The organism is Streptomyces sp. NPDC028298, from assembly GCF_055565895.1.
Window position 1 is genome coordinate 615794 of sequence record NZ_JBVHTL010000003.1, and the last position, 17662, is coordinate 633455.

Annotated in this window: 15 protein-coding genes and 1 riboswitch; of the genes, 9 read left to right on the plus strand and 6 right to left on the minus strand. The window is 71.2% G+C overall.

Annotated elements, in window-relative coordinates; all coding sequences use genetic code 11:
- Window positions 1-42: 42 nt before the first annotated feature.
- Window positions 43-627, minus strand: a complete 585-nt coding sequence (locus ACZ4TO_RS17870) for a histidine phosphatase family protein (protein ID WP_468024668.1) — start codon at window positions 625-627, stop codon at window positions 43-45.
- Window positions 628-847: 220 nt separating this feature from the next.
- A riboswitch (cobalamin riboswitch) is annotated at window positions 848-987 on the plus strand.
- 37 nt (window positions 988-1024) lie between these two features.
- Between ACZ4TO_RS17870 and ACZ4TO_RS17875 the strand changes: the two genes are divergently transcribed.
- The 4 genes from ACZ4TO_RS17875 to ACZ4TO_RS17890 all read left to right on the plus strand — a co-directional run bounded on the left by ACZ4TO_RS17875 (window position 1025) and on the right by ACZ4TO_RS17890 (window position 6708).
- Window positions 1025-1246 carry a CbtB domain-containing protein gene (locus ACZ4TO_RS17875; protein ID WP_382786009.1) on the plus strand — a complete coding sequence of 74 codons (222 nt, stop codon included), beginning with the start codon at window positions 1025-1027 and terminating at the stop codon, window positions 1244-1246.
- Between the two features lie 266 nt (window positions 1247-1512).
- The gene (locus ACZ4TO_RS17880) at window positions 1513-2703 is read left to right on the plus strand and encodes an acyl-CoA dehydrogenase family protein (RefSeq protein ID WP_467847709.1); all 1191 of its coding nucleotides are present in this window, start codon (window positions 1513-1515) and stop codon (window positions 2701-2703) included.
- 1265 nt (window positions 2704-3968) lie between these two features.
- Entirely contained in the window at window positions 3969-5645 is a 1677-nt protein-coding gene (locus tag ACZ4TO_RS17885; RefSeq protein ID WP_468024669.1) for a dolichyl-phosphate-mannose--protein mannosyltransferase, read from the plus strand.
- Between the two features lie 226 nt (window positions 5646-5871).
- A complete protein-coding gene (locus ACZ4TO_RS17890) occupies window positions 5872-6708 on the plus strand; it encodes a DUF6308 family protein (protein WP_468024670.1) in 837 nt (278 codons plus the stop codon).
- 241 nt (window positions 6709-6949) lie between these two features.
- Here the strand turns inward: ACZ4TO_RS17890 and ACZ4TO_RS17895 are convergent, their stop codons facing one another.
- Window positions 6950-7798, minus strand: coding sequence for a LysR family transcriptional regulator (locus ACZ4TO_RS17895; RefSeq protein WP_468024671.1), 849 nt, complete (start codon window positions 7796-7798; stop codon window positions 6950-6952).
- Window positions 7799-7902: 104 nt separating this feature from the next.
- Between ACZ4TO_RS17895 and ACZ4TO_RS17900 the strand changes: the two genes are divergently transcribed.
- Both ACZ4TO_RS17900 and ACZ4TO_RS17905 read left to right on the plus strand, forming a co-directional pair.
- Window positions 7903-8646: an SDR family oxidoreductase gene (locus ACZ4TO_RS17900; RefSeq protein WP_468024672.1), complete on the plus strand. Its 744-nt coding sequence runs from the start codon at window positions 7903-7905 to the stop codon at window positions 8644-8646.
- A 199-nt stretch (window positions 8647-8845) separates the two neighbouring features.
- Window positions 8846-9982, plus strand: a complete 1137-nt coding sequence (locus tag ACZ4TO_RS17905; protein ID WP_468024673.1) for an FAD-dependent oxidoreductase — start codon at window positions 8846-8848, stop codon at window positions 9980-9982.
- A gap of 85 nt (window positions 9983-10067) precedes the next feature.
- Here ACZ4TO_RS17905 and ACZ4TO_RS17910 read toward each other — a convergent pair whose 3' ends face one another.
- Window positions 10068-10589: a hypothetical protein gene (locus ACZ4TO_RS17910; protein ID WP_468024674.1), complete on the minus strand. Its 522-nt coding sequence runs from the start codon at window positions 10587-10589 to the stop codon at window positions 10068-10070.
- 322 nt (window positions 10590-10911) lie between these two features.
- Between ACZ4TO_RS17910 and ACZ4TO_RS17915 the strand changes: the two genes are divergently transcribed.
- Together ACZ4TO_RS17915 and ACZ4TO_RS17920 are read left to right on the plus strand one after the other, a co-directional pair.
- Window positions 10912-12759, plus strand: coding sequence for an APC family permease (locus ACZ4TO_RS17915; protein WP_468024675.1), 1848 nt, complete (start codon window positions 10912-10914; stop codon window positions 12757-12759).
- A gap of 345 nt (window positions 12760-13104) precedes the next feature.
- Window positions 13105-14292, plus strand: a complete 1188-nt coding sequence (locus tag ACZ4TO_RS17920; RefSeq protein WP_468024676.1) for an MFS transporter — start codon at window positions 13105-13107, stop codon at window positions 14290-14292.
- A 125-nt stretch (window positions 14293-14417) separates the two neighbouring features.
- Here ACZ4TO_RS17920 and ACZ4TO_RS17925 read toward each other — a convergent pair whose 3' ends face one another.
- Complete coding sequence (locus ACZ4TO_RS17925) at window positions 14418-14633, minus strand: KUP/HAK/KT family potassium transporter (protein ID WP_468024677.1); 216 nt, start codon at window positions 14631-14633, stop codon at window positions 14418-14420.
- A gap of 214 nt (window positions 14634-14847) precedes the next feature.
- Here ACZ4TO_RS17925 and ACZ4TO_RS17930 point away from each other — a divergent pair, with 214 nt between their 5' ends.
- Complete coding sequence (locus tag ACZ4TO_RS17930) at window positions 14848-16008, plus strand: NAD-dependent formate dehydrogenase (RefSeq protein WP_468024678.1); 1161 nt, start codon at window positions 14848-14850, stop codon at window positions 16006-16008.
- Here the strand turns inward: ACZ4TO_RS17930 and ACZ4TO_RS17935 are convergent.
- Together ACZ4TO_RS17935 and ACZ4TO_RS17940 are read right to left on the minus strand one after the other, a co-directional pair.
- Complete coding sequence (locus ACZ4TO_RS17935) at window positions 15990-16649, minus strand: DUF4389 domain-containing protein (RefSeq protein WP_385044054.1); 660 nt, start codon at window positions 16647-16649, stop codon at window positions 15990-15992. The two genes, ACZ4TO_RS17930 and ACZ4TO_RS17935, sit on opposite strands and share 19 nt — an antisense overlap.
- Window positions 16650-16963: 314 nt before the next feature.
- The gene (locus ACZ4TO_RS17940; protein WP_468024679.1) at window positions 16964-17659 is read right to left on the minus strand and encodes a hypothetical protein; all 696 of its coding nucleotides are present in this window, start codon (window positions 17657-17659) and stop codon (window positions 16964-16966) included.
- Between the last annotated feature and the right edge of the window lie 3 nt (window positions 17660-17662).

Consider the following 17662-nt stretch of genomic DNA (forward strand, 5'->3'; position numbering starts at 1 on the left):
CCGGATCGTCGCCCGGAGCAGCGCAGACCCGGCCCACCCGGATCAGGCAGGCCCGACGAGCGGGCGTCCGGCGCGGAGGTTCCAGCGTCCGGCGCGCCCGCTCAACTCCGTCACGGTGAGCGGCGGCACGTCCACACGCCAGAACGCATGCTCCGGCGCCCCCAACACCCGTACCACCAGCGCCCGTACGACCTCGGGCTCCACCACGGCGACGGTGCGGCCGTCGAAACCGGCCGCCGTGTCCAGGCGTTCCGTCACCCGGTCGCAGAACGCCACCACAGACTCGCCGTCGTGCGGCGCCGCCGTCGGATCGGCGAGCCAGCGTGCCACCGCCTCCGGCTCCTTCGCGCTCACCTCGGTCAGCGTCGCCCCGCGCCAGCGGCCCACGTCGAGCGGGGCCAACTCCGGTGTCTCGGCGGCGCCTTCGAGTCCGAGTGCCTCGGCGGTCTGCCGGCATCGCGCGGTGGGGGAGACCCACAGGCGTCCGCCCGCCGGAACGGCGCCCGCGTCGGCGGCCGCGCGTGCCGCCCGCAGGCCCGAGGCGTCCACCGGACTCCCGTCGTCGAAGCGGGCCTCGCGCAGCGCCTCGCTGATCGCCGCGGAGATCAAGATCACTCGGCTGGTCATGCCTTCACTCTCATGTGTCGCGGGCTCGGACCGTGTGCCATGGTCCAGCCCGCTCCGTCCGTCGTGTGGTGCGGATCGTGCGGCGTACCCGTGGACAGAGGCGGAATCCCCGGGCCCATCAGGCACGTTACTGTCCCACCGTCATGCTCCACGAACCGCAGGGCGCACGGAGCGCCGGGGTGTGCGCCCTTGGCCGGGCCGACTGCTTCGCGGTACGGTCACATGGATATTGACGACGGTTCGACGGAAGCCCGGTGGAAATCCGGCACGGTCGCGCCACTGTAAGCCCGGCACATGTCACTCCGGCCAGGGGTGACAGACGCGGGCAAGTCAGACCCGTGGCTGTCGTCCTGTGCACCACCGAGACGGGACGCGAGTTCCCCAGGAGGTTCTGCCCATGGCGCAGTCCGTCGTCCAGCCGACCGCCACGCCCACCGCCGTTCCCGCCAAGCTGCCGATCGGCGCGATCGTCCCCTGGGCGGCGTTCTTCGGCATCCTCATGCTGGTCCTGCTCTACTTCGTCGGTGCCGAACAGGGCGCCACCTCCCTCGTCTCCGGCGAGAACGTCCACGAGTGGGTCCACGACGCCCGGCACCTGCTCGGGTTCCCCTGCCACTGACGGCGACAGGGGACGTACGAGCCACGCTGTTGCGCGAGGGCCGGGAAACCGGCCCGCACGAGGGGGCGGTGCCCGGGAGACCGGACACCGCCCCCTCGTGCGCACCCCGCAGCCACACCCGCATCCCACGCCTCGCCCCGACGCCTGCACCCCACACCCTCGGCAGGTCATCTCCCCGTAGCCGTCCGCGTCATCGGCATTCCCAATTTCTGGAACACGTTCTACGGTGTGCGCCGTCAGGTCGGGCTCGGGGAGCAGGAGGCGCCGTGCATCTCGAATACACGCCGGAGCAGCAGCGGTTGCGGACCGAACTTCGTCTCTACTTCGCCGAGTTGGTGCCGGACAACGCCTACGCCCGCTACGGCGATCCCGCGGCGCAGAAGCGCTTCTACCGCGAGACGATCCGACGCCTCGGCACCGACGGCTGGCTCGGGGTCGGCTGGCCCAAGGAGTACGGCGGGCGGGGCCTGAGCCCGATGGAGCAGTTCATCTTCTTCGACGAGGCCGCCCAGGCCGGGGTGCCGTTGCCACTGATGGCGCTCAACACGGTGGGGCCGACGATCATGCGGTTCGGAACGGAGGAGCAGAAGTCGTACTTCCTGCCGAAGATCCTGGCCGGTGAGATCGACTTCGCGATCGGCTACAGCGAGCCCGGTGCCGGGACCGACCTGGCCGCGCTCCGGACCCGGGCCGTGCGGGAGGGCGACGAGGAGAGCGGCCACTACACGGTCGACGGCCAGAAGATCTGGACGACCAACGGCGACACGGCCGACTGGGTGTGGCTCGCGGTCCGCACCGACCCGGACGCCCCGCCGCACAAGGGCATCACCATGCTCCTCGTCCCGACCTCCGACCCCGGCTACTCCTGCACCCTGATCAACACGCTCGCCTCGCACGACACCACGGCCAGCTACTACGAGAACATCCGCGTCCCCGCCACGCGCCGGGTCGGCGAGGAGAACAAGGGCTGGCGGCTGATCACCAACCAGCTCAACCACGAGCGCGTCACCCTCGCGGCACACGGCACCATGGCCATCCGCGCCCTGCACGACGTCCAGCGCTGGGCGATGGAGACCAAGCTCGCCGACGGCCGCCGCGTCGTCGACCTCCCGTGGGTGCGCCGCCTCCTCGCGCGCACGCACACCCGGCTGGACGCCATGAAACTCCTCAACTGGCGCATGGTGAACGCCGTCCAGGAGGGCACGCTCACCCCGCAGGACGCCTCCGCCGTCAAGGTGTACGGCTCCGAGGCGCGCCGGGACGCGTACGCCTGGCTGATGGAGATCGTGGCGGCTCCCGGTGTCCTCAAGGAGGGCTCGGCCGGCGCCGTCCTGCACGGCGAACTCGAACGCGGCTACCGCTCGGCCGTGATCTTCACCTTCGGCGGCGGCAACAACGAGATCCAGCGGGAGATCATCTCGTGGATCGGGCTGGGGATGCCCCGCGTGCGGCGCTGACGCGATGTGACGAAGCTTTTCAGTTGGCACAAAAGCGGGATAGTTGGCACCGTACACAGGGCGCGGACCTGAGGGTAGCGGGCCCGGCTTGCAGCCTGTCCGAGGCGGCTGACCTGTTGCTTCCTCAGGGCTGTTGAGCTTCCGGCGTGCTGCGCGTTCGTGTCAACTACTCAATGATTGTGCGTACGGAGACGCGGAGGTGCAGATTCTGGTCGCAGGGAGTCCCGAACCGTGTCGAGTCTCAGGTGTCCCTCGCCGTTCGCCCCGGGGCGTCGGCGGATGACCTGCCACCGAACCCTGGTGTGCCCCGTTTCTATGGAGATTGGGCCTTGCGCAGGTGCGCCTCGAGGTCGCCTGTCTGCACCGAGGCAACGGGCCGGTCGCAGGCGGTGGCGAGGACGTCGGAGCAGCGCCGTTCTGTCCTTCACCGCAGCGACCAACGAATTGATACGGAGCCGGCACGACTGGTGGCACCGTCAGGACGAGGAACGTGACGGTCCGGCGCACGTGGCGGCCAGAACGGAAGCTTTGCGGATCCGTGGTCAGGCCTTCCAAGCTGTTCACCGACTGCGCCTGCTCGTACCCGATGACGACCTGCATGCACAGGCGGAGCAGACCATCGGGATGATCGGCGCGCTTCACCGCGCAACAGAGCGCGAAGAACTGCGGACGAGGTCGGCTGAGGCGCGGACATTCCTCAACACTTCGTCGCGCACGCCTCGGCCCGGATCAGGTAGACGGCCGACGCCTCTCGCACCAGTGACACCCAACGTGGTCGCTGCAGGTCGGCGACGCGACGGCGACCGGCTTCCCTGTCAATGGACAGCTCCTGCCCGGCACGGTTTGCGCCGAAGTGGGTTACCGGTTCGGGAAACGCGGAACCTGCGGGGACTCAGATCGCTCCTGGTAGGTGAATTTCGTGTCCAACGTGAGGGCGCGGCGGGCTTGTTCTGTCCTTTGCCACGTCGGTCCGGCGCCGTCTCCTGCCTGCTCCGTCGTGTGCCCGTTCCGCCTTGGCCGCAAGAGGGGGCAGATAACGCACCGTTCTTCAACGCTCGAGCCGGTGTCGGCCTCAACCTCCTCCAGACTGCGTCTTGTCCGGGTTCAGGCAGTCGCGGTCAGCGAGGGCCGGCCTGAGCCGGCGTGACGACCACCGACCACCGATTGCCGGGCAGTTGCTCCCGCTCGTCCTGTCCTCCACATGAGAAGGCTCACCAGTGATCCATGAGAAAACGCCCGTGTTGGTCGACGAGTCAGGGGAGGGGGTGAATGGCCGGCCGGCCTCCTGGGAGCGGCGGCTGCGGGACTTCGGGCACGTCGGGCGTCCGTCTGTGTCCGTGCGCGAGCGCCTGGTCGTGCCGTTTCCCGAACCCGGGTCATGGCTTTGGCGCACGCTCGGGTTCTCCCCGGCAGCGGGGCGCCGGCTGGCGCGCTGGTCGCAGTGGGGCGGGCCGCTGCTGGTGGCGCTCCTGGCCGGGCTGCCGCGTTTTTGGCGCCTGGGCAGCCCGCGGGCGGTCATGTTCGACGAGACGTATTACGCCAAGGACGCCTGGTCGATGCTGCGGTTCGGCTACGAGGGCACCTGGCCCAGCAGCAAGATCTCCGACCCGCAGATCCTCGCCGGTCCGCAGGTGATCCCGCTCTCCGACACCGGGTCCTTCGTCGCGCACCCGCCGACGGGCAAATGGGTCATCGCCCTCGGCGAGTGGATCTTCGGCCTCACCCCCTTCGGCTGGCGTTTCATGACGGCGCTCCTTGGCACGCTGTCGGTGCTGATGCTGTGCCGAATAGGACGCCGCCTGTTCCGTTCGACCCTGATGGGCTGCCTGGCCGGAGCGCTGATGGCCGTGGACGGTCTGCACTACGTGATGAGCCGCACCGCGCTGCTGGACCTCGTCGTCATGTTCTTCGTACTGGCCGCGTTCGGCTGCCTGCTCATCGACCGCGACAGCTCGCGGGCCCGGCTCGCGGCAGCTCTGCCGGTCGACGAGGACGGCCGGGTGCGCCCGGACGGACACACCGGCGACCGTGCCGGGACGGGAGCGCGACCCTGGCGGCTTGCCGCAGGCCTGTGCCTGGGCCTGGCGGCCTCGACCAAATGGAACGGCCTGTACTTCCTCGCCTTCTTCGTGATCCTCACCCTGCTGTGGGATGTCGGCGCTCGCCGCGTGGCAGGAGCGCACCGCCCCTACCGCGCGGCGCTGCGTAAGGACCTCGGCTGGTCGGTGCTGTCCCTCGCCCCGGTCGCTGTCCTGACGTACCTGACGGCATGGACCGGCTGGTTCCTGTCCGACAACGGCTACGCACGCCACTGGGCGGACGCCCGGGGTGGCACCTGGTCGTGGATCCCGGCACCGTTGCGCAGCCTGTGGCACTACGAGCACGCCGTCTACCAGTTCAATGTGGGACTGAGTACTCCCCACAAGTACCAGTCGAACCCCTGGAGTTGGCCGGTCCTCGGTCGCCCTGTGCTGTTCCACTACCAGTCGCCGGCACCCGGGCAGGACGGCTGCCACGCGACGGCCGGCTGCGCACAGGCAATCCTCGCCCTGGGAACACCGCTCCTGTGGTGGTTGGCGTGCTGCGCACTCGTGTACCTGCTCTACCGATGGGCGCTGCGCCGTGACTGGCGCTCCGGCGCGATCCTCTGTGCGGTAGGTGCCGGCTATCTGCCCTGGTTCCTCTACCAGGACCGCACGATCTTCTCCTTCTACGCGGTCGTCTTCGTGCCCTACCTGTGCCTGGCCGTGACGATGATGCTGGGAGCCCTGTTGGGTCCTGCGGGAGCGACTCAGGGGCGCCGCATACGAGGCGCGGTGGCCGCGGGCCTGCTGGTCCTGCTCATCGCCTGGAACTTCATCTACTTCTTCCCGGTCTACACCGGACAGACGATCCCGTACGCCGACTGGCACACCAGAATGTGGCTCGACACCTGGATCTGAGCCCAGCCACCCGCCACCCAGTACGCGGCGCTGCGCGCGTCCTCTACCTGACGGGAGCCGATCCGGCGTCCGTCACCGGGGCTGCGAACGATGCGAACGCTCACGCCATTCCGCACTGCCGGGGGACCGGGCGGCGGCCCCCCGGGCAGTCCGTTCGCGTCCAGAGGACGCGCGCTGTGGATACGGCCTCGGGAGGCACCGTCGAACCGCCTTACGGGTGGGCATCGTGGAGCGATTGCTCCAGCATTGGCCGGCCGAGCCAGCGCAGGACCTGCCCACCGTGCTCCATCGGGGAGAAACACGGCAGGAAACGGATGGCCACCCTGGGAGCCGTCTGCAATGCCGAACCCGCGCCACGCACAGCCGACGCCTTCGCCACCTGGTTGCGGCATTGAGTCAACCGACGCTCGCCCACCGGCTGAACAGCCTCATCACCTCTGATCAGGCCGTACCCGATCTCCGACGCTATTTCGGCATCGGCCTGCTCGATGAGGCAGTGCCGTTCACGGGTAGTCGCTTCGAGCATCTGGCCGGCGGAGGGGACCGTCAGGCGGTCGCGAACGTAGTGACCGCCGACGACCTGATTGCCGTGCAGACTCTCTCGGTCAGGATTCCTGCGCAGGTCGCCGTCGATCTACTCGAAGGCGACCTTGGAATCCGGTTGTCCGAGCTGCTGAGCAGCGTTCGCTTCGACATCGACATGGTCGAGGCCGAGGCTGCCGACCTGGCCGAAGGGGCTCCGGCCCACACTGCCTGGCGCGTTCTCTGCGACCAGCCCGGATTCGGGTGGGTGACGGCAGGCAAGCTCCTTGCCCGAAAGCGCCCGCGGCTGCTGCCGGTCTACGACCAAGTCGTTCGGTGCGTTCTCGGCCGGCCGAAGTCGTTCTGGCTCGACCTGCATGGCGCATGGCGTGCCGACGACCATGCGCTGCATCGCGATCTGACCGCCCTACGGCATTCCGCCGATCTCCCAGTAACCGTCAGCACGTTGCGAGTCTGCGACGTGGTGCTCTGGATGCATCACCGTGCGGATCATCAGCAGAGAAGCTGCGTCGGGACCTGATGTCCGTCGGCCGCACCTGAGCGGGCCCTTCGCCCGGAGTGCGGATGGCCCCCAGTGCCCTCCGCGAAACACCCCGTGACCTGCGGTGTACCGAAATGCCAACTATCTTGCTGATTCCGTGTCTCCAGTTGCTGGAGCTACTTGGCATCGGTGCAGGTCGCGAACGTTGTCCAGTGCCAACCACCGAGCCTGGTCACACGACGATGTCACCAAGGCAGGCCTGTCGTCACTTCGCCGGCGGTCACAGGGCGGTGGCGGCGCGGACCAGCCCCGCGACCGCCGTCGAGCGGCTGTGCGGGGGCCAGGCGATGACCGTGGTGACGTGGGGGGCGTCGCGGACCGGTACGGCGGTGAGGTCCTCGCGCAGGCCGGTGCGGCCCGACTCCGGCACGACCGCGCAGGCGCGGCCGAGGGCGATGAGCTGGGTGAGTTGCGTGTGGTCGCGCACCTGCGGTCCGGGGCCGTCCGGGAACGTGCCGTCAGGGTGGGGCCAGCGGGGCAGGGGCAGGTCGGGAAGGTCGGTGACCTCGGCGAGCCGCACGTGGGGGCGGGCGCCGAGAGGGTGGCCCGCCGGGAGGATCGCCACCTGACCCTCGGAGTGCAGCTCCTCGGTGTCGAAGCCGGCCGTGTCGTCGAACGGCCGATGCAGCAGGGCCACGTCGGCCCGGCCGTCGTGCAGCAACCGCGTCTGCTCACCCGGCCCGCACAGCACGACGTCCACCGCGACGGCGCCGGGCTCGGCGGCGTAGGCGTTGAGGAGTTTCGCCAGCAGTTCACCGGAAGCGCCCGCCTTCGCGGCCAGGACCACGGCGGGGCTGCCGGTCGCCGCGAGCGCGGCCCGGCGGGTGCGCCGTTCGGCGGCCTCGACGGCGTCCAGCGCCGCCCGCGCCTCCCGCAGCAGCACCGCCCCCGCCCCGGTCAGGGAGACACCCCGGCTGCCGCGCTCCAGCAGGAGCGTGCCCAGGCGCCGTTCGAGTCCGCCGATCGCCCGTGACAGCGGGGGCTGGGCGATCCCGAGCCGCCGCGCGGCCCGGCCGAAGTGCAGCTCCTCGGCGACCGCGACGAAGTACCGCAGCTCACGTGTCTCCACCCCGCCAGCCTAACCGGGAGGGCCAGGAGCGATACCCGGGCGGTATCGCCGTCCACCCAGTCGGTCTTGGACGCCCTGTCCGGCAGGGGAGAAGTATCGGTGTCATGAGTGAGACGAACACCGTGAACCACCACAAGGTCGCGCTGGTGACCGGGGCCAACAAGGGCATCGGGTACGAGATCGCCGCCGGGCTCGGCGCCCTCGGCTGGTCCGTCGGAGTCGGCGCGCGGAACGAGGAGCGGCGCGAGACCGCCGTGGACAAGTTGCGAGCCGCCGGAGCCGACGCGTTCGGCGTGCCGCTGGACGTGACCGACGACGCCGGCGTCACCGCGGCGGCTCGGCTGATGGAGGAGCGGGCCGGACGGCTCGACGCGCTCGTCAACAACGCGGCGATCACCGGCGGCGGACCGCAGGAGCCCACCACGGTCGACGTGAACCGGGTACGGTCGGCCGTGGAGACCAACGTGATCGGCGTCATCCGTGTCACCAACGCCCTGCTCCCGCTGCTGCGCCGCTCGCCGTCGCCGCGGATCGTGAACGTCTCCAGCAGCGTCGGCTCCCTCACACTCCAGACCACGCCCGGCACCGAGACCGGCCCCATCTCCATCGCCTACGCTCCGTCGAAGACGTTCCTCAACGCCGTCACCGTGCAGTACGCCAAGGAACTGGCCGGCACCAACATCCTGATCAACGCCGTCTGCCCCGGTTTCACGGCGACCGACCTCAACGGCTTCACGGGAGTGCGCACTCCCCAGCAGGGCGCGGCCGCCGCGATCCGGCTGGCCACCGTGTCGGACGACGGGCCGACGGGACGCTTCTTCAACGACGAGGGAGAGGTGCCCTGGTGACGTGCTCTCGGTTCGCGCCACCCTGGGCAGACGGAGCATGCGGGCCCTCGTGACCGGCGCCGTCTCGGGGACGGGCGGGGTGGACCCGGCTGGTTCGCTCCGGGCTGACGGCTGATAGAACGTTGCAGGTCAGGCTGGAAAACCCCGGGGCGTCCGGTTGCCCGGTCGGTCCGGGGTGTTCACCGAAGGATCGAGCATCGTGTCTTCTCGTCGAGTCGTCGTCATCGGTGGCGGGGTCATGGGCTCGTCCGCCGCATGGCGGCTCGCAGCCCAGGGTGACCGCGTCACCCTGCTGGAGCGGTTCCCGCCCGGCCACGACCGGGGCAGCTCGCACGGCACCTCGCGGATCTTCCGGCTCGCCTACCCGGACCCCTTCTACGTCGGGCTCGCCGCGCGGTCGCTGCCGCTGTGGCGGCGGCTGGAACAGGAGACGGGACGGCAGGTGCTCACCCTCACCGGAGCCCTCGACCACGGCCCGGCCGCCACGACCGAGGCACTGTACGAGACGCTGACCGCCGCCGGACACCCCGCCGAGCGGCTGGCCCCGGAGGAGGTCGCCGAGCGCTGGCCGGGGCTGCGCGCCGACACCGGCGCGGTGTTCCACCCGGAGGCCGGACGCCTGCACGCCGACGAAGCGGTCACCGCCTTCCAGCAGGCGGCGCGGGCACACGGCGCGGAGGTCCGGCACGGCGTCCGGGTGACCGGGCTGTCGGTGCACGGCGACGCCGAGGTCCGGGTGGTCACGGACACGGAGGAGGAACTGCGCGCCGACGCGGTCGTGGTCGCGGTCGGCGGCTGGGCGCCCGGAATGCTGGGCGGCGGTACCGCTCCGCCGGTCGGCGGCGTACCGGTGCTGCGTGTCACCCAGGAGCAGCCCGCGCACTTCCCCGCGGCGGACGCGCTCACCTGGCCCAGCTACATCCACCACCCGGGCGCCGCGCTGCCCGTGGACGGCCTCACCGCGGACGGGGTGTACGGACTCGGCAGCGTCGACGGCGTGAAGGCGGGCTTCCACGGCGTCGGCCCGGTCGTCGACCCCGACCGGCGCGACCGCACCCCGGACCCCGCGATCCTGCGAGAACTGGCGGCGTACGCCGAGCGCTGGCTCCCCGGCGTGGACCACACCGCGCCCGAGGCCGTGACCTGCCTGTACACCACCACCCCCGACCATGACTTCGTGATCGACCGGCAGGGCCCGGTCACCGTGCTGGGAGGGTTCTCCGGGCACGGCTTCAAGTTCGCCTCGGTCATCGGCGAGTTGGCGGCCGCGCTGGTACGCGGAGAGCCCGGACCGAGCCGGTTCGCGCTCGGCCGCCCGCGTCCCACGAGTCACTGAGCCGTCCCCGCAGTAGGAACACCCCCAACCCATCAATCGCTTCACGCTGTCGACGGACATCGGCCGGTCGGCGCCGGGCCGCCGCTCAGCCGGAGAGTCCCGACGCCCTGAGCACGGCACGCACCGTCTCGTCGTCGATCCGGTGTCCCAGACGGTCGAGGAGCTCGGCTCCCTGGCGCAGGGTGCCGCGCTCGACGGAGCGGCGCACGCCGGTGTCGAGTTCGTGCCAGATCAGCGGGTTCGCGGTCAGGACACGGGGGTCGAGCTCCAACCGGTGCCCGCTCGCGTCGCGCAGTACGAGGTGGGAGGAGACACCGTCGTACTGCCGCACGCTCGTCAACGCGTCCGTGCGGACGACCCGTCGGCGCCACGGCGTGCGGACCGCCAGCCAGCCGGGACCGGCGCTCACCCGGGGCGGCAGCAGGACGACGCCCACCGCCGCGGACACCGCGAGCCACAGCAGGGCGCGCAGGGACGTGACGCTCCCCGCGTCCCAGTCGACGAGCAGGGCCAGGCCACAGAACAGCAGGGCGCAGGTCACCGCGAGCCGCACGCTGCCACGCCAGTTCCGGTCACCGATCGAGCCGACGGGTCCGTTTCCTTCCACGCGACCGACGCTATGCGGCCCTGCCGGGTCCGGCCATCGTCGCTGACGGACCTCTGACGCCGGAGAAGCGGATGCTGACGCGTCTCATACGCGTGTACCGGCGCGACTCGCGTCGTGGCAGGCAGGCCGAACCAGGCCGGTGATCCCAGGGCCTGGCCCGGATCTCCGCCCTCCTTCCCGTCAAGGTCCCGTCAAGGCAGGCCGATCGGGCGCGAAGAAGGCGCAAGGAACGGCCGCCGATCCGGGTTCCGGACTGAACCTGGGTGCACCCGCGCGCCCGTCGGCCGTCGTGCGGGGCTGAGGAACGAAGGAGCACGCACCCATGTCCGTCCTGACCCCCACCGAGCGACCGGACGCCGTCCCCTCCGGTGAGGAGCCCCCCGATACGGGCGAGCGGCATCGGCTGACCGCCGTCACCGGGCTCGCGGCCCTGTCACTGGACGCGATGGCGTCGGTGGCGTACGGCCCGGAGGCGATCGTCCTCGTCCTCGCCGCCGCCGGCGCCCACGGACTGGGCTTCACGATGCCGGTGACACTGGCCATCGCCGGCCTGCTGGCCGTTCTGGTGGCCTCCTATCGGCAGGTCATCGCGGCCTTCCCGGACGGCGGTGGCTCCTACGCCGTGGCCAAGAGGCACCTGGGCCCGCGCACCAGCCTGGTGGCCGCGGCCTCGCTGCTGCTGGACTACGTCCTCAACGTCGCGGTCGCCGTGACGGCCGGCGTCGCGGCCCTGACCTCTGCCTTCCCGGCCCTGTACGAAGACCGGCTGTGGCTGTGCCTGGCGGTGCTGGCCTTGATCACGGGCGTCAACCTGCGCGGGATCGTGGAGTCGGCGAGAGCGTTCATCGTGCCGACGGTCGTCTTCGTCGGCTCGATCCTCGTACTGATCATCGTCGGGCTCTTCCGGTCCCACCCCGTGAGCACGGTGACCGCGGACGGGCACGCCTCCGTTCTCGCGGACAACGCCTCGACCGTGGGCGCGCTGCTCCTGCTGAAGGCGTTCGCCTCCGGTTGTGCCGCGCTGACGGGTGTGGAGGCCATCGCGAACGCCGTCCCGTCCTTCCGGGTGCCGCGGGTGCGCCGAGCACAGCACGCCGAGGTGGCCCTGGGCGCCGTACTCGGACTGATGCTGGTCGGTCTGTCGGTGCTGATCGGCCGCTTCCATCTCCAGCCGGTCGAGGGCGTCACCGTCCTCGCCCAGCTCGCGGACGCCTCCCTCGGCCACAACTGGGCCTTCTACGTCATCCAGTTCGCCACGATGATCCTGCTGGCGCTCTCCGCGAACACCTCCTTCGGCGGGCTCCCCGTCCTGATGAAACTGCTCGCCCGCGACAACTACGCCCCGCACGTCTTCGCCCTGAAGGCCGACCGGCAGGTCCACCGGCACGGCGTCCTGGCGCTGGCCGTCGTCTCGGCCGCGCTGCTCGTCTTCTCCGGCGGGGACACGAACACCCTCGTGCCCCTGTTCGCCATCGGCGTCTTCGTCGGCTTCACGATCGCTCAGGTGGGCATGGTCAAACACTGGCTGACGGACAGGCCGCGCGGCCGGCGAGGGAAGGCACTGCTCAACGGCTTCGGCGCACTCCTCACCGGTGTCGCCGCGGTCGTCGTCACCGCGAGCAAGTTCACGGACGGCGCCTGGCTGATCGTGCTCGCACTCCCGGCACTGGTGGTGGGCTTCGAGGCGGTGCACCGCGCCTATGGCCGGATCGGCGAGCGGCTCGGACTCGGCCGCGTCCCCGAGGCTCCCCGTCGCGAGCGCTCTCTGGTCGTCGTGCCGGTCTCCTCGCTCTCCCGGCTCACGTCGGAGGCGTTGACCGCGGCGGCCTCGCTCGGCGACGAGGTCCGCGCGGTGACCGTCTGCTACGCGGATCCCGAGGACCAGGCGGCGACGCTCGCCTTCGAGCGTGCGTGGGCGCGGTGGGACCCGGGGGTGGAGCTGGTGCGGCTCGCGTGCGAACGGCGCGGCCTGGGGCGTCCCATAGCCGCGTACGTCCGCGAGGTGGCCGCCGCCGCACCCGGCACCCGGGTGACCGTGCTGATCCCGGAGACCGAACCGGAGCGGCTGTGGCAGCGCCTCCTCCAGAACCAGCGGGGAGCGGTGGTCGCCCACGCGGTGAGGCGGGAGACCGACGCCGTGATCTGCCGACTCCGGTTCCGCCTTCCCTGACGCGGAGACCCGTAGGCCAAGGTGGCCCGCTCATCGCCGGGGGAGGCGGGCGCCGACGACTTCCTCGCGAAGGCGGGCCGCCCGGCCGACGGGCTCGGCTCGGACAGGAGCCACACCTGGCCGACGTGAACCATGGATCCTTTCCCGCATGCCAGGTGGAAAGCCGGGCTCGCGGAGAAGATGATGGCGTCCCCCCCTCGGCGCAGTGGGTGATCGGCCGACGCCCGGGGAACGTGACGGACTCCTGGACCGACCCCGCCTACATCAAGGGCCTCGTATGCGCATGCTCGTGAAGGCTGCACGGAGCAGGACTTCCGTGCCCCGCGCGGGACGCCGGAGCGGCCGATGACCGGCACTCCCGACCCCCGGCCGGCCCCGGCACGGCAGATGTGGCCGTTGTACGCGGCCGGGTTCACGACCGCGTTCGGCGCGCACGGCATCGCCGCGAACCTCGGCGGCCACGGGAGCGGTGCGGTCACGTCGCTGATGGTGCTCGGCGGGCTGCTCGCCCTGTACGACGGCGCTGAGGTGTTGCTCAAGCCGGTCTTCGGCACGCTCGCGGACCGTGTCGGGGCCCGTCCGGTCCTGCTCGGCGGGCTCGTCGCGTTCGCCGCCGCCTCCGCCGTGTACGCGGTGGCGGACAGGCCAGGACTGCTGTGGGCGGCGCGCCTGGGCCAGGGCGCCGCCGCGTCCGCCTTCTCGCCCTCGGCCTCCGCGCTGGTCGCCCGGCTCAACCCGGCGGCGAAGCGCGGCAGGGCTTTCGGCAGCTACGGCTTCTACAAGTCCGTCGGCTACACGCTCGGCCCGCTGCTCGGCGGAGTGCTCGTGTGGGCGGGCGGGCTGCGGCTGCTGTTCACGGTCCTCGCGGTGCTCGGCGCGGCCGTCGCCTGCTGGGCGGCGCTCGCCGTTCCCGTGGTGCCGCCGCTGCCGAAGGTCCGTCAGACGGTGCTTGACCTGGCCAGACGGCTCACACATCCGGACTTCCTCCGCCCGACCGCGGCGCTGGCCGCGGCGACCGCCGCCCTGTCCGTCGGCGTGGGCTTCCTGCCCGTCACCGGCCGGGCGGACGGCCTGGACACGGTCGCCACGGGCGCGGCCGTGTCGGTGCTCGCCGCCTGCGCCGCCGTCGTCCAGCCCTGGGCAGGACGCGCCCTGGACGCCGGGCGCCTGACCGCACGGGGCGGGATCACGTCGGGGCTGCTGCTCGCCGCCGCCGGTCTGGGCTGCGCGACCCTGCCGGGCGTTCCGGGGCTGCTCTCCGGCGCGGCCCTGATCGGCACCGGAACGGGCCTGATCACCCCGCTCGGCTTCGCCGCCCTGGCCGCGTCGACCCCCGCCGAACGGCTCGGCCAGACGATGGGCGCCGCCGAGCTCGGCCGTGAACTCGGCGACGCGGGCGGCCCGTTGCTCGTCGCCGTCGTCGCCACGCTCACCACCCTCGATCACGGCTACGCGACCTTGGCGGTCCTCCTGGCCGCCGCACCCGCGGTCGCCCTCGTACGGTCGGCCGCAGGGTCGCGCACCTCTCGTTGACCGACTCAGCACGGCACGTCGAGGGTGACCACGGCTCCCCTGACCCCTCCGGTCCCGACAGAGCTCGCTCGCGAGCTGGTCGCGGCCTCCGGCGCCTACGCGACAAACGGCGGGCCCGCTTCCTGCTACACGTCGATCTGAGAACCCATGATGACCGTGCGGTCCCGGGGGAGGCCGAAGTACTCGGCGGCGTCCGCGGTGATGTACGAGGTCGCGATGAACAGTCGCTTGCGCCAGGGGGCCATCGTCGGTGCCTTGCCCCGGCGGAGCTCGATCGTCGACAGGAAGTAGGACGCCCGGTCGAGCCGCAACGGTCCTTCGGTCCGGGCCGGATCGAGCATGGCCAGGGTGCTGGGTACGTCCGGGGCCCTCGTCGCCGTGGCGCGCGAGGCCGGCGTCCGCGACGCGCTCGACGTGCTGCTGCGCTCCTTCCTGCGCGAGCGCGACTCATAGCGGCGGGCTATGAGCGCATAGCGAGGTTCGCTTTGACCGGCGCGAATGACCCCGAGGATCGTGAACGGCACCTTCCCGCAAAGCCAGTTGAGGAGCCGAGACATGGCCAAGGTGCTCTGCGTCCTGTACGACGACCCCTCCGACGGATACCCGACGACGTACGCCCGCGACGACCTCCCCGCCATCGACCACTACCCTGGCGGCCAGACCACCCCGGCCCCCGAGGCGATCGACTTCACGCCGGGCCATCTGCTCGGCAGCGTCTCGGGCGAACTCGGCCTGCGCGCCTACCTGGAGAAGGCGGGGCACACCCTCGTCGTCACCTCCGACAAGGACGGCGACGGCTCGGTCTTCGAGCGGGAGCTGCCGGACGCGGACGTGGTGATCTCCCAGCCGTTCTGGCCGGCCTACCTGACAGCGGAGCGGATCGCCGCCGCGAAGAACCTGAAACTGGCCGTCACCGCGGGCATCGGCTCCGACCATGTCGACCTCGACGCCGCGATCGCGCACGGGGTGACGGTCGCCGAAGTGACGTACTGCAACAGCATCAGCGTCGCCGAACACGTCGTGATGACGACGCTCTCCCTGGTCCGCAACTACCTGGCGTCCCACCAGGTCGTCCTCGACGGCGGCTGGAACATCGCCGACTGCGTGGCCCGTTCGTACGACCTGGAGGGCATGCACGTCGGGACGGTCGCCGCCGGACGCATCGGCCTCGCGGTCCTGCGCCGTCTCGCCCCGTTCGACGTGAAGCTGCACTACACCGACCGGCACCGGCTCCCGGAGAAGACCGAACGCGAACTGGGGCTCGTCTTCCACGCCTCGGCCGCAGAGATGGTCCCGCACTGTGACGTCGTCACGATCAACGCCCCCCTGCACCCCGAGACCGAAGGCCTCTTCGGTGACGACCTGCTGGCGACGATGAAGCGCGGCGCGTACCTCATCAACACCGCCCGGGCGAAGATCGTCGACCGGGACGCCGTGGACCGCGCGCTGCGCAGCGGGCGGTTGGCGGGCTACGCGGGCGACGTCTGGTACCCGCAGCCGGCCCCCGCCGACCACCCCTGGCGGACCATGCCGCACCACGGCATGACCCCGCACATCTCGGGCTCGTCGCTGTCCGCGCAGGCCCGGTACGCCGCGGGCACCCGCGAGATCCTGGAGTCCTGGTTCGTGGGCCGCCCGATCCGCGACGAGTACCTGATCGCCGACGGCGGCGGGCTGGCCGGAACCGGCGCGCACTCCTACTCCGTCACGAACTGATCCTCGGAGCCGCCCTGGTCCAGGCGGAACGGCGGGTAGGCGTCCGTCATCAGGGTGACGTAGGCGGTGACCCGCAGGACCCACCGGTTGAGGCCGATGATCAGGGCGAACAGGTCCCTCGGGTATTTCTCGGTGAAGGCCAGGATCACGGCCGCGATGATCGTCAGCACGCCGATCAGCCCGCCGGACCACCATCCGAACTGGGCGCCGCCGAGGAAGAAGCCGATGATCACGTACTGCGGGATGGCCAGGAGCCACCACTTGACGAGGACCAGGCCGCGGGAGAGCCGCTCGGGGTAGGCGATGTCCAGCCGTGCCGGGTAGTCCGGTTCCTCGCCCAGGCTGAACGGCGGGTACCGGTCGGTGCCCAGGGCGTCGTACGAGTAGTACGAGACCCGCCAACTCCAGCGCAGCACACCCAGGTTGAAGTCGAACAAGCCGCGGGGGTAGCGCTCGGTGAACAGGATGGCGAAGAACGCGATCACGGTCACCACGGTGAAGGCGATCCAGAGGAAGAACAGCACCACGTAGTGCGGAATGGCGAGGATCCACTTCACGAGCCACAGCCATCGGGACAGTGGCGAGTCGACACGCGCGTTCACCCGGACCGGGCGCTGCGGGAATCCCGCCAGGTTCGTCATGGTGATCAGCTCCTTCACCTCGGCGAGGAGTGGCCGAGGGGGCTCATGACCAGCCTGGACGCTGCCGCCCGATGTCGCGAGGGCAGCGGGGGGCGGCAGGGTCGCCTGACCTACGACGCGGTCGGCGGTTCGGGGCGCAGTCACCCGGACAGGCGGCGGAGCATAAGCGGGCCGCCTGCCATGACCGGCTCACCCGGGCGGTCCGCCCGGGTGCAGTCCTCAGATCCAGCATTGGGCGGCCGGCCCTGGTGAGCAAGCGCTGGCCGGGGGTTTGTGGTGCGCGAGGGGCTCGGAACGGCTGCGCAGTGCGTCGGTCACGACGATGTGTCGCGGGCGTGCAGGGCGCGGGCGGCGAGGCGTTGCCCGTCGCTGTCGGCGACGACGACATTCCAGGCGGTTCCGTCACCGTCGTCGCCGTCCCACCAGCGCGCGAAGTCACGGGCCAGGCCGTGCACGCCCGGTCCCTCGGCTCCGGCGGTGTACGTGGTGGTGAGCTCGACGTCGTAGGCGTCGCCGTCGAGGTGGACCAGCGTGACCTCGGTGAGGTGGTGGGCGGAGTCCGCGGCCTCGTTCTGCCGCGCCCAGCTCCCGAAGCGGTGGAGCAGGTCCGGGTCGGGTTCACGCCGGGTCACGGGACCGCTCGGGGGGTGGGGGACGCTGTTCGCGCTGCCCTGTTTGCAGCCCAGAACCCATGCTCCCCGGTCGAGGTCCACCACGGCCGTGGGCTTCGCGGTGAGGGAGCGCCGGACACACCCACCGTTCACCTCCCGTACCGCGGAGCCCTTGCCGCCGTCCGTGAACAGCCGCTCGCCCCTGGCGAATCCGGCGTCGTACGCCTGCTGGTAGCCGGGCGCGGACGGCCGGCCGGGCCCGCCGGACGGCGCCGCGGACGGCCGGGCGGAGCCGCCCGTGAAACCGCACGCGCTCGCCGCCAGGCATGCCCCTACGACGAGACCGATCGCGCGGGCCCGCCCGGTCGAGCCGGTGGAGGGGTCAGGTGTCGTCGCCATATC

Bases quoted from the DNA above. Each gene is read 5' to 3' on its own strand.
- ACZ4TO_RS17870 (WP_468024668.1), bottom strand. From the start codon at position 627: ATGACCAGCCGAGTGATCTTGATCTCCGCGGCGATCAGCGAGGCGCTG.
- ACZ4TO_RS17875 (WP_382786009.1), top strand. From the start codon at position 1,025: ATGGCGCAGTCCGTCGTCCAGCCGACCGCCACGCCCACCGCCGTTCCC.
- ACZ4TO_RS17900 (WP_468024672.1), top strand. From the start codon at position 7,903: ATGAGTGAGACGAACACCGTGAACCACCACAAGGTCGCGCTGGTGACC.
- ACZ4TO_RS17915 (WP_468024675.1), top strand. From the start codon at position 10,912: ATGTCCGTCCTGACCCCCACCGAGCGACCGGACGCCGTCCCCTCCGGT.
- ACZ4TO_RS17920 (WP_468024676.1), top strand. From the start codon at position 13,105: ATGACCGGCACTCCCGACCCCCGGCCGGCCCCGGCACGGCAGATGTGG.
- ACZ4TO_RS17925 (WP_468024677.1), bottom strand. From the start codon at position 14,633: ATGCTCGATCCGGCCCGGACCGAAGGACCGTTGCGGCTCGACCGGGCG.
- ACZ4TO_RS17930 (WP_468024678.1), top strand. From the start codon at position 14,848: ATGGCCAAGGTGCTCTGCGTCCTGTACGACGACCCCTCCGACGGATAC.
- ACZ4TO_RS17935 (WP_385044054.1), bottom strand. From the start codon at position 16,649: ATGACGAACCTGGCGGGATTCCCGCAGCGCCCGGTCCGGGTGAACGCG.
- ACZ4TO_RS17940 (WP_468024679.1), bottom strand. From the start codon at position 17,659: ATGGCGACGACACCTGACCCCTCCACCGGCTCGACCGGGCGGGCCCGC.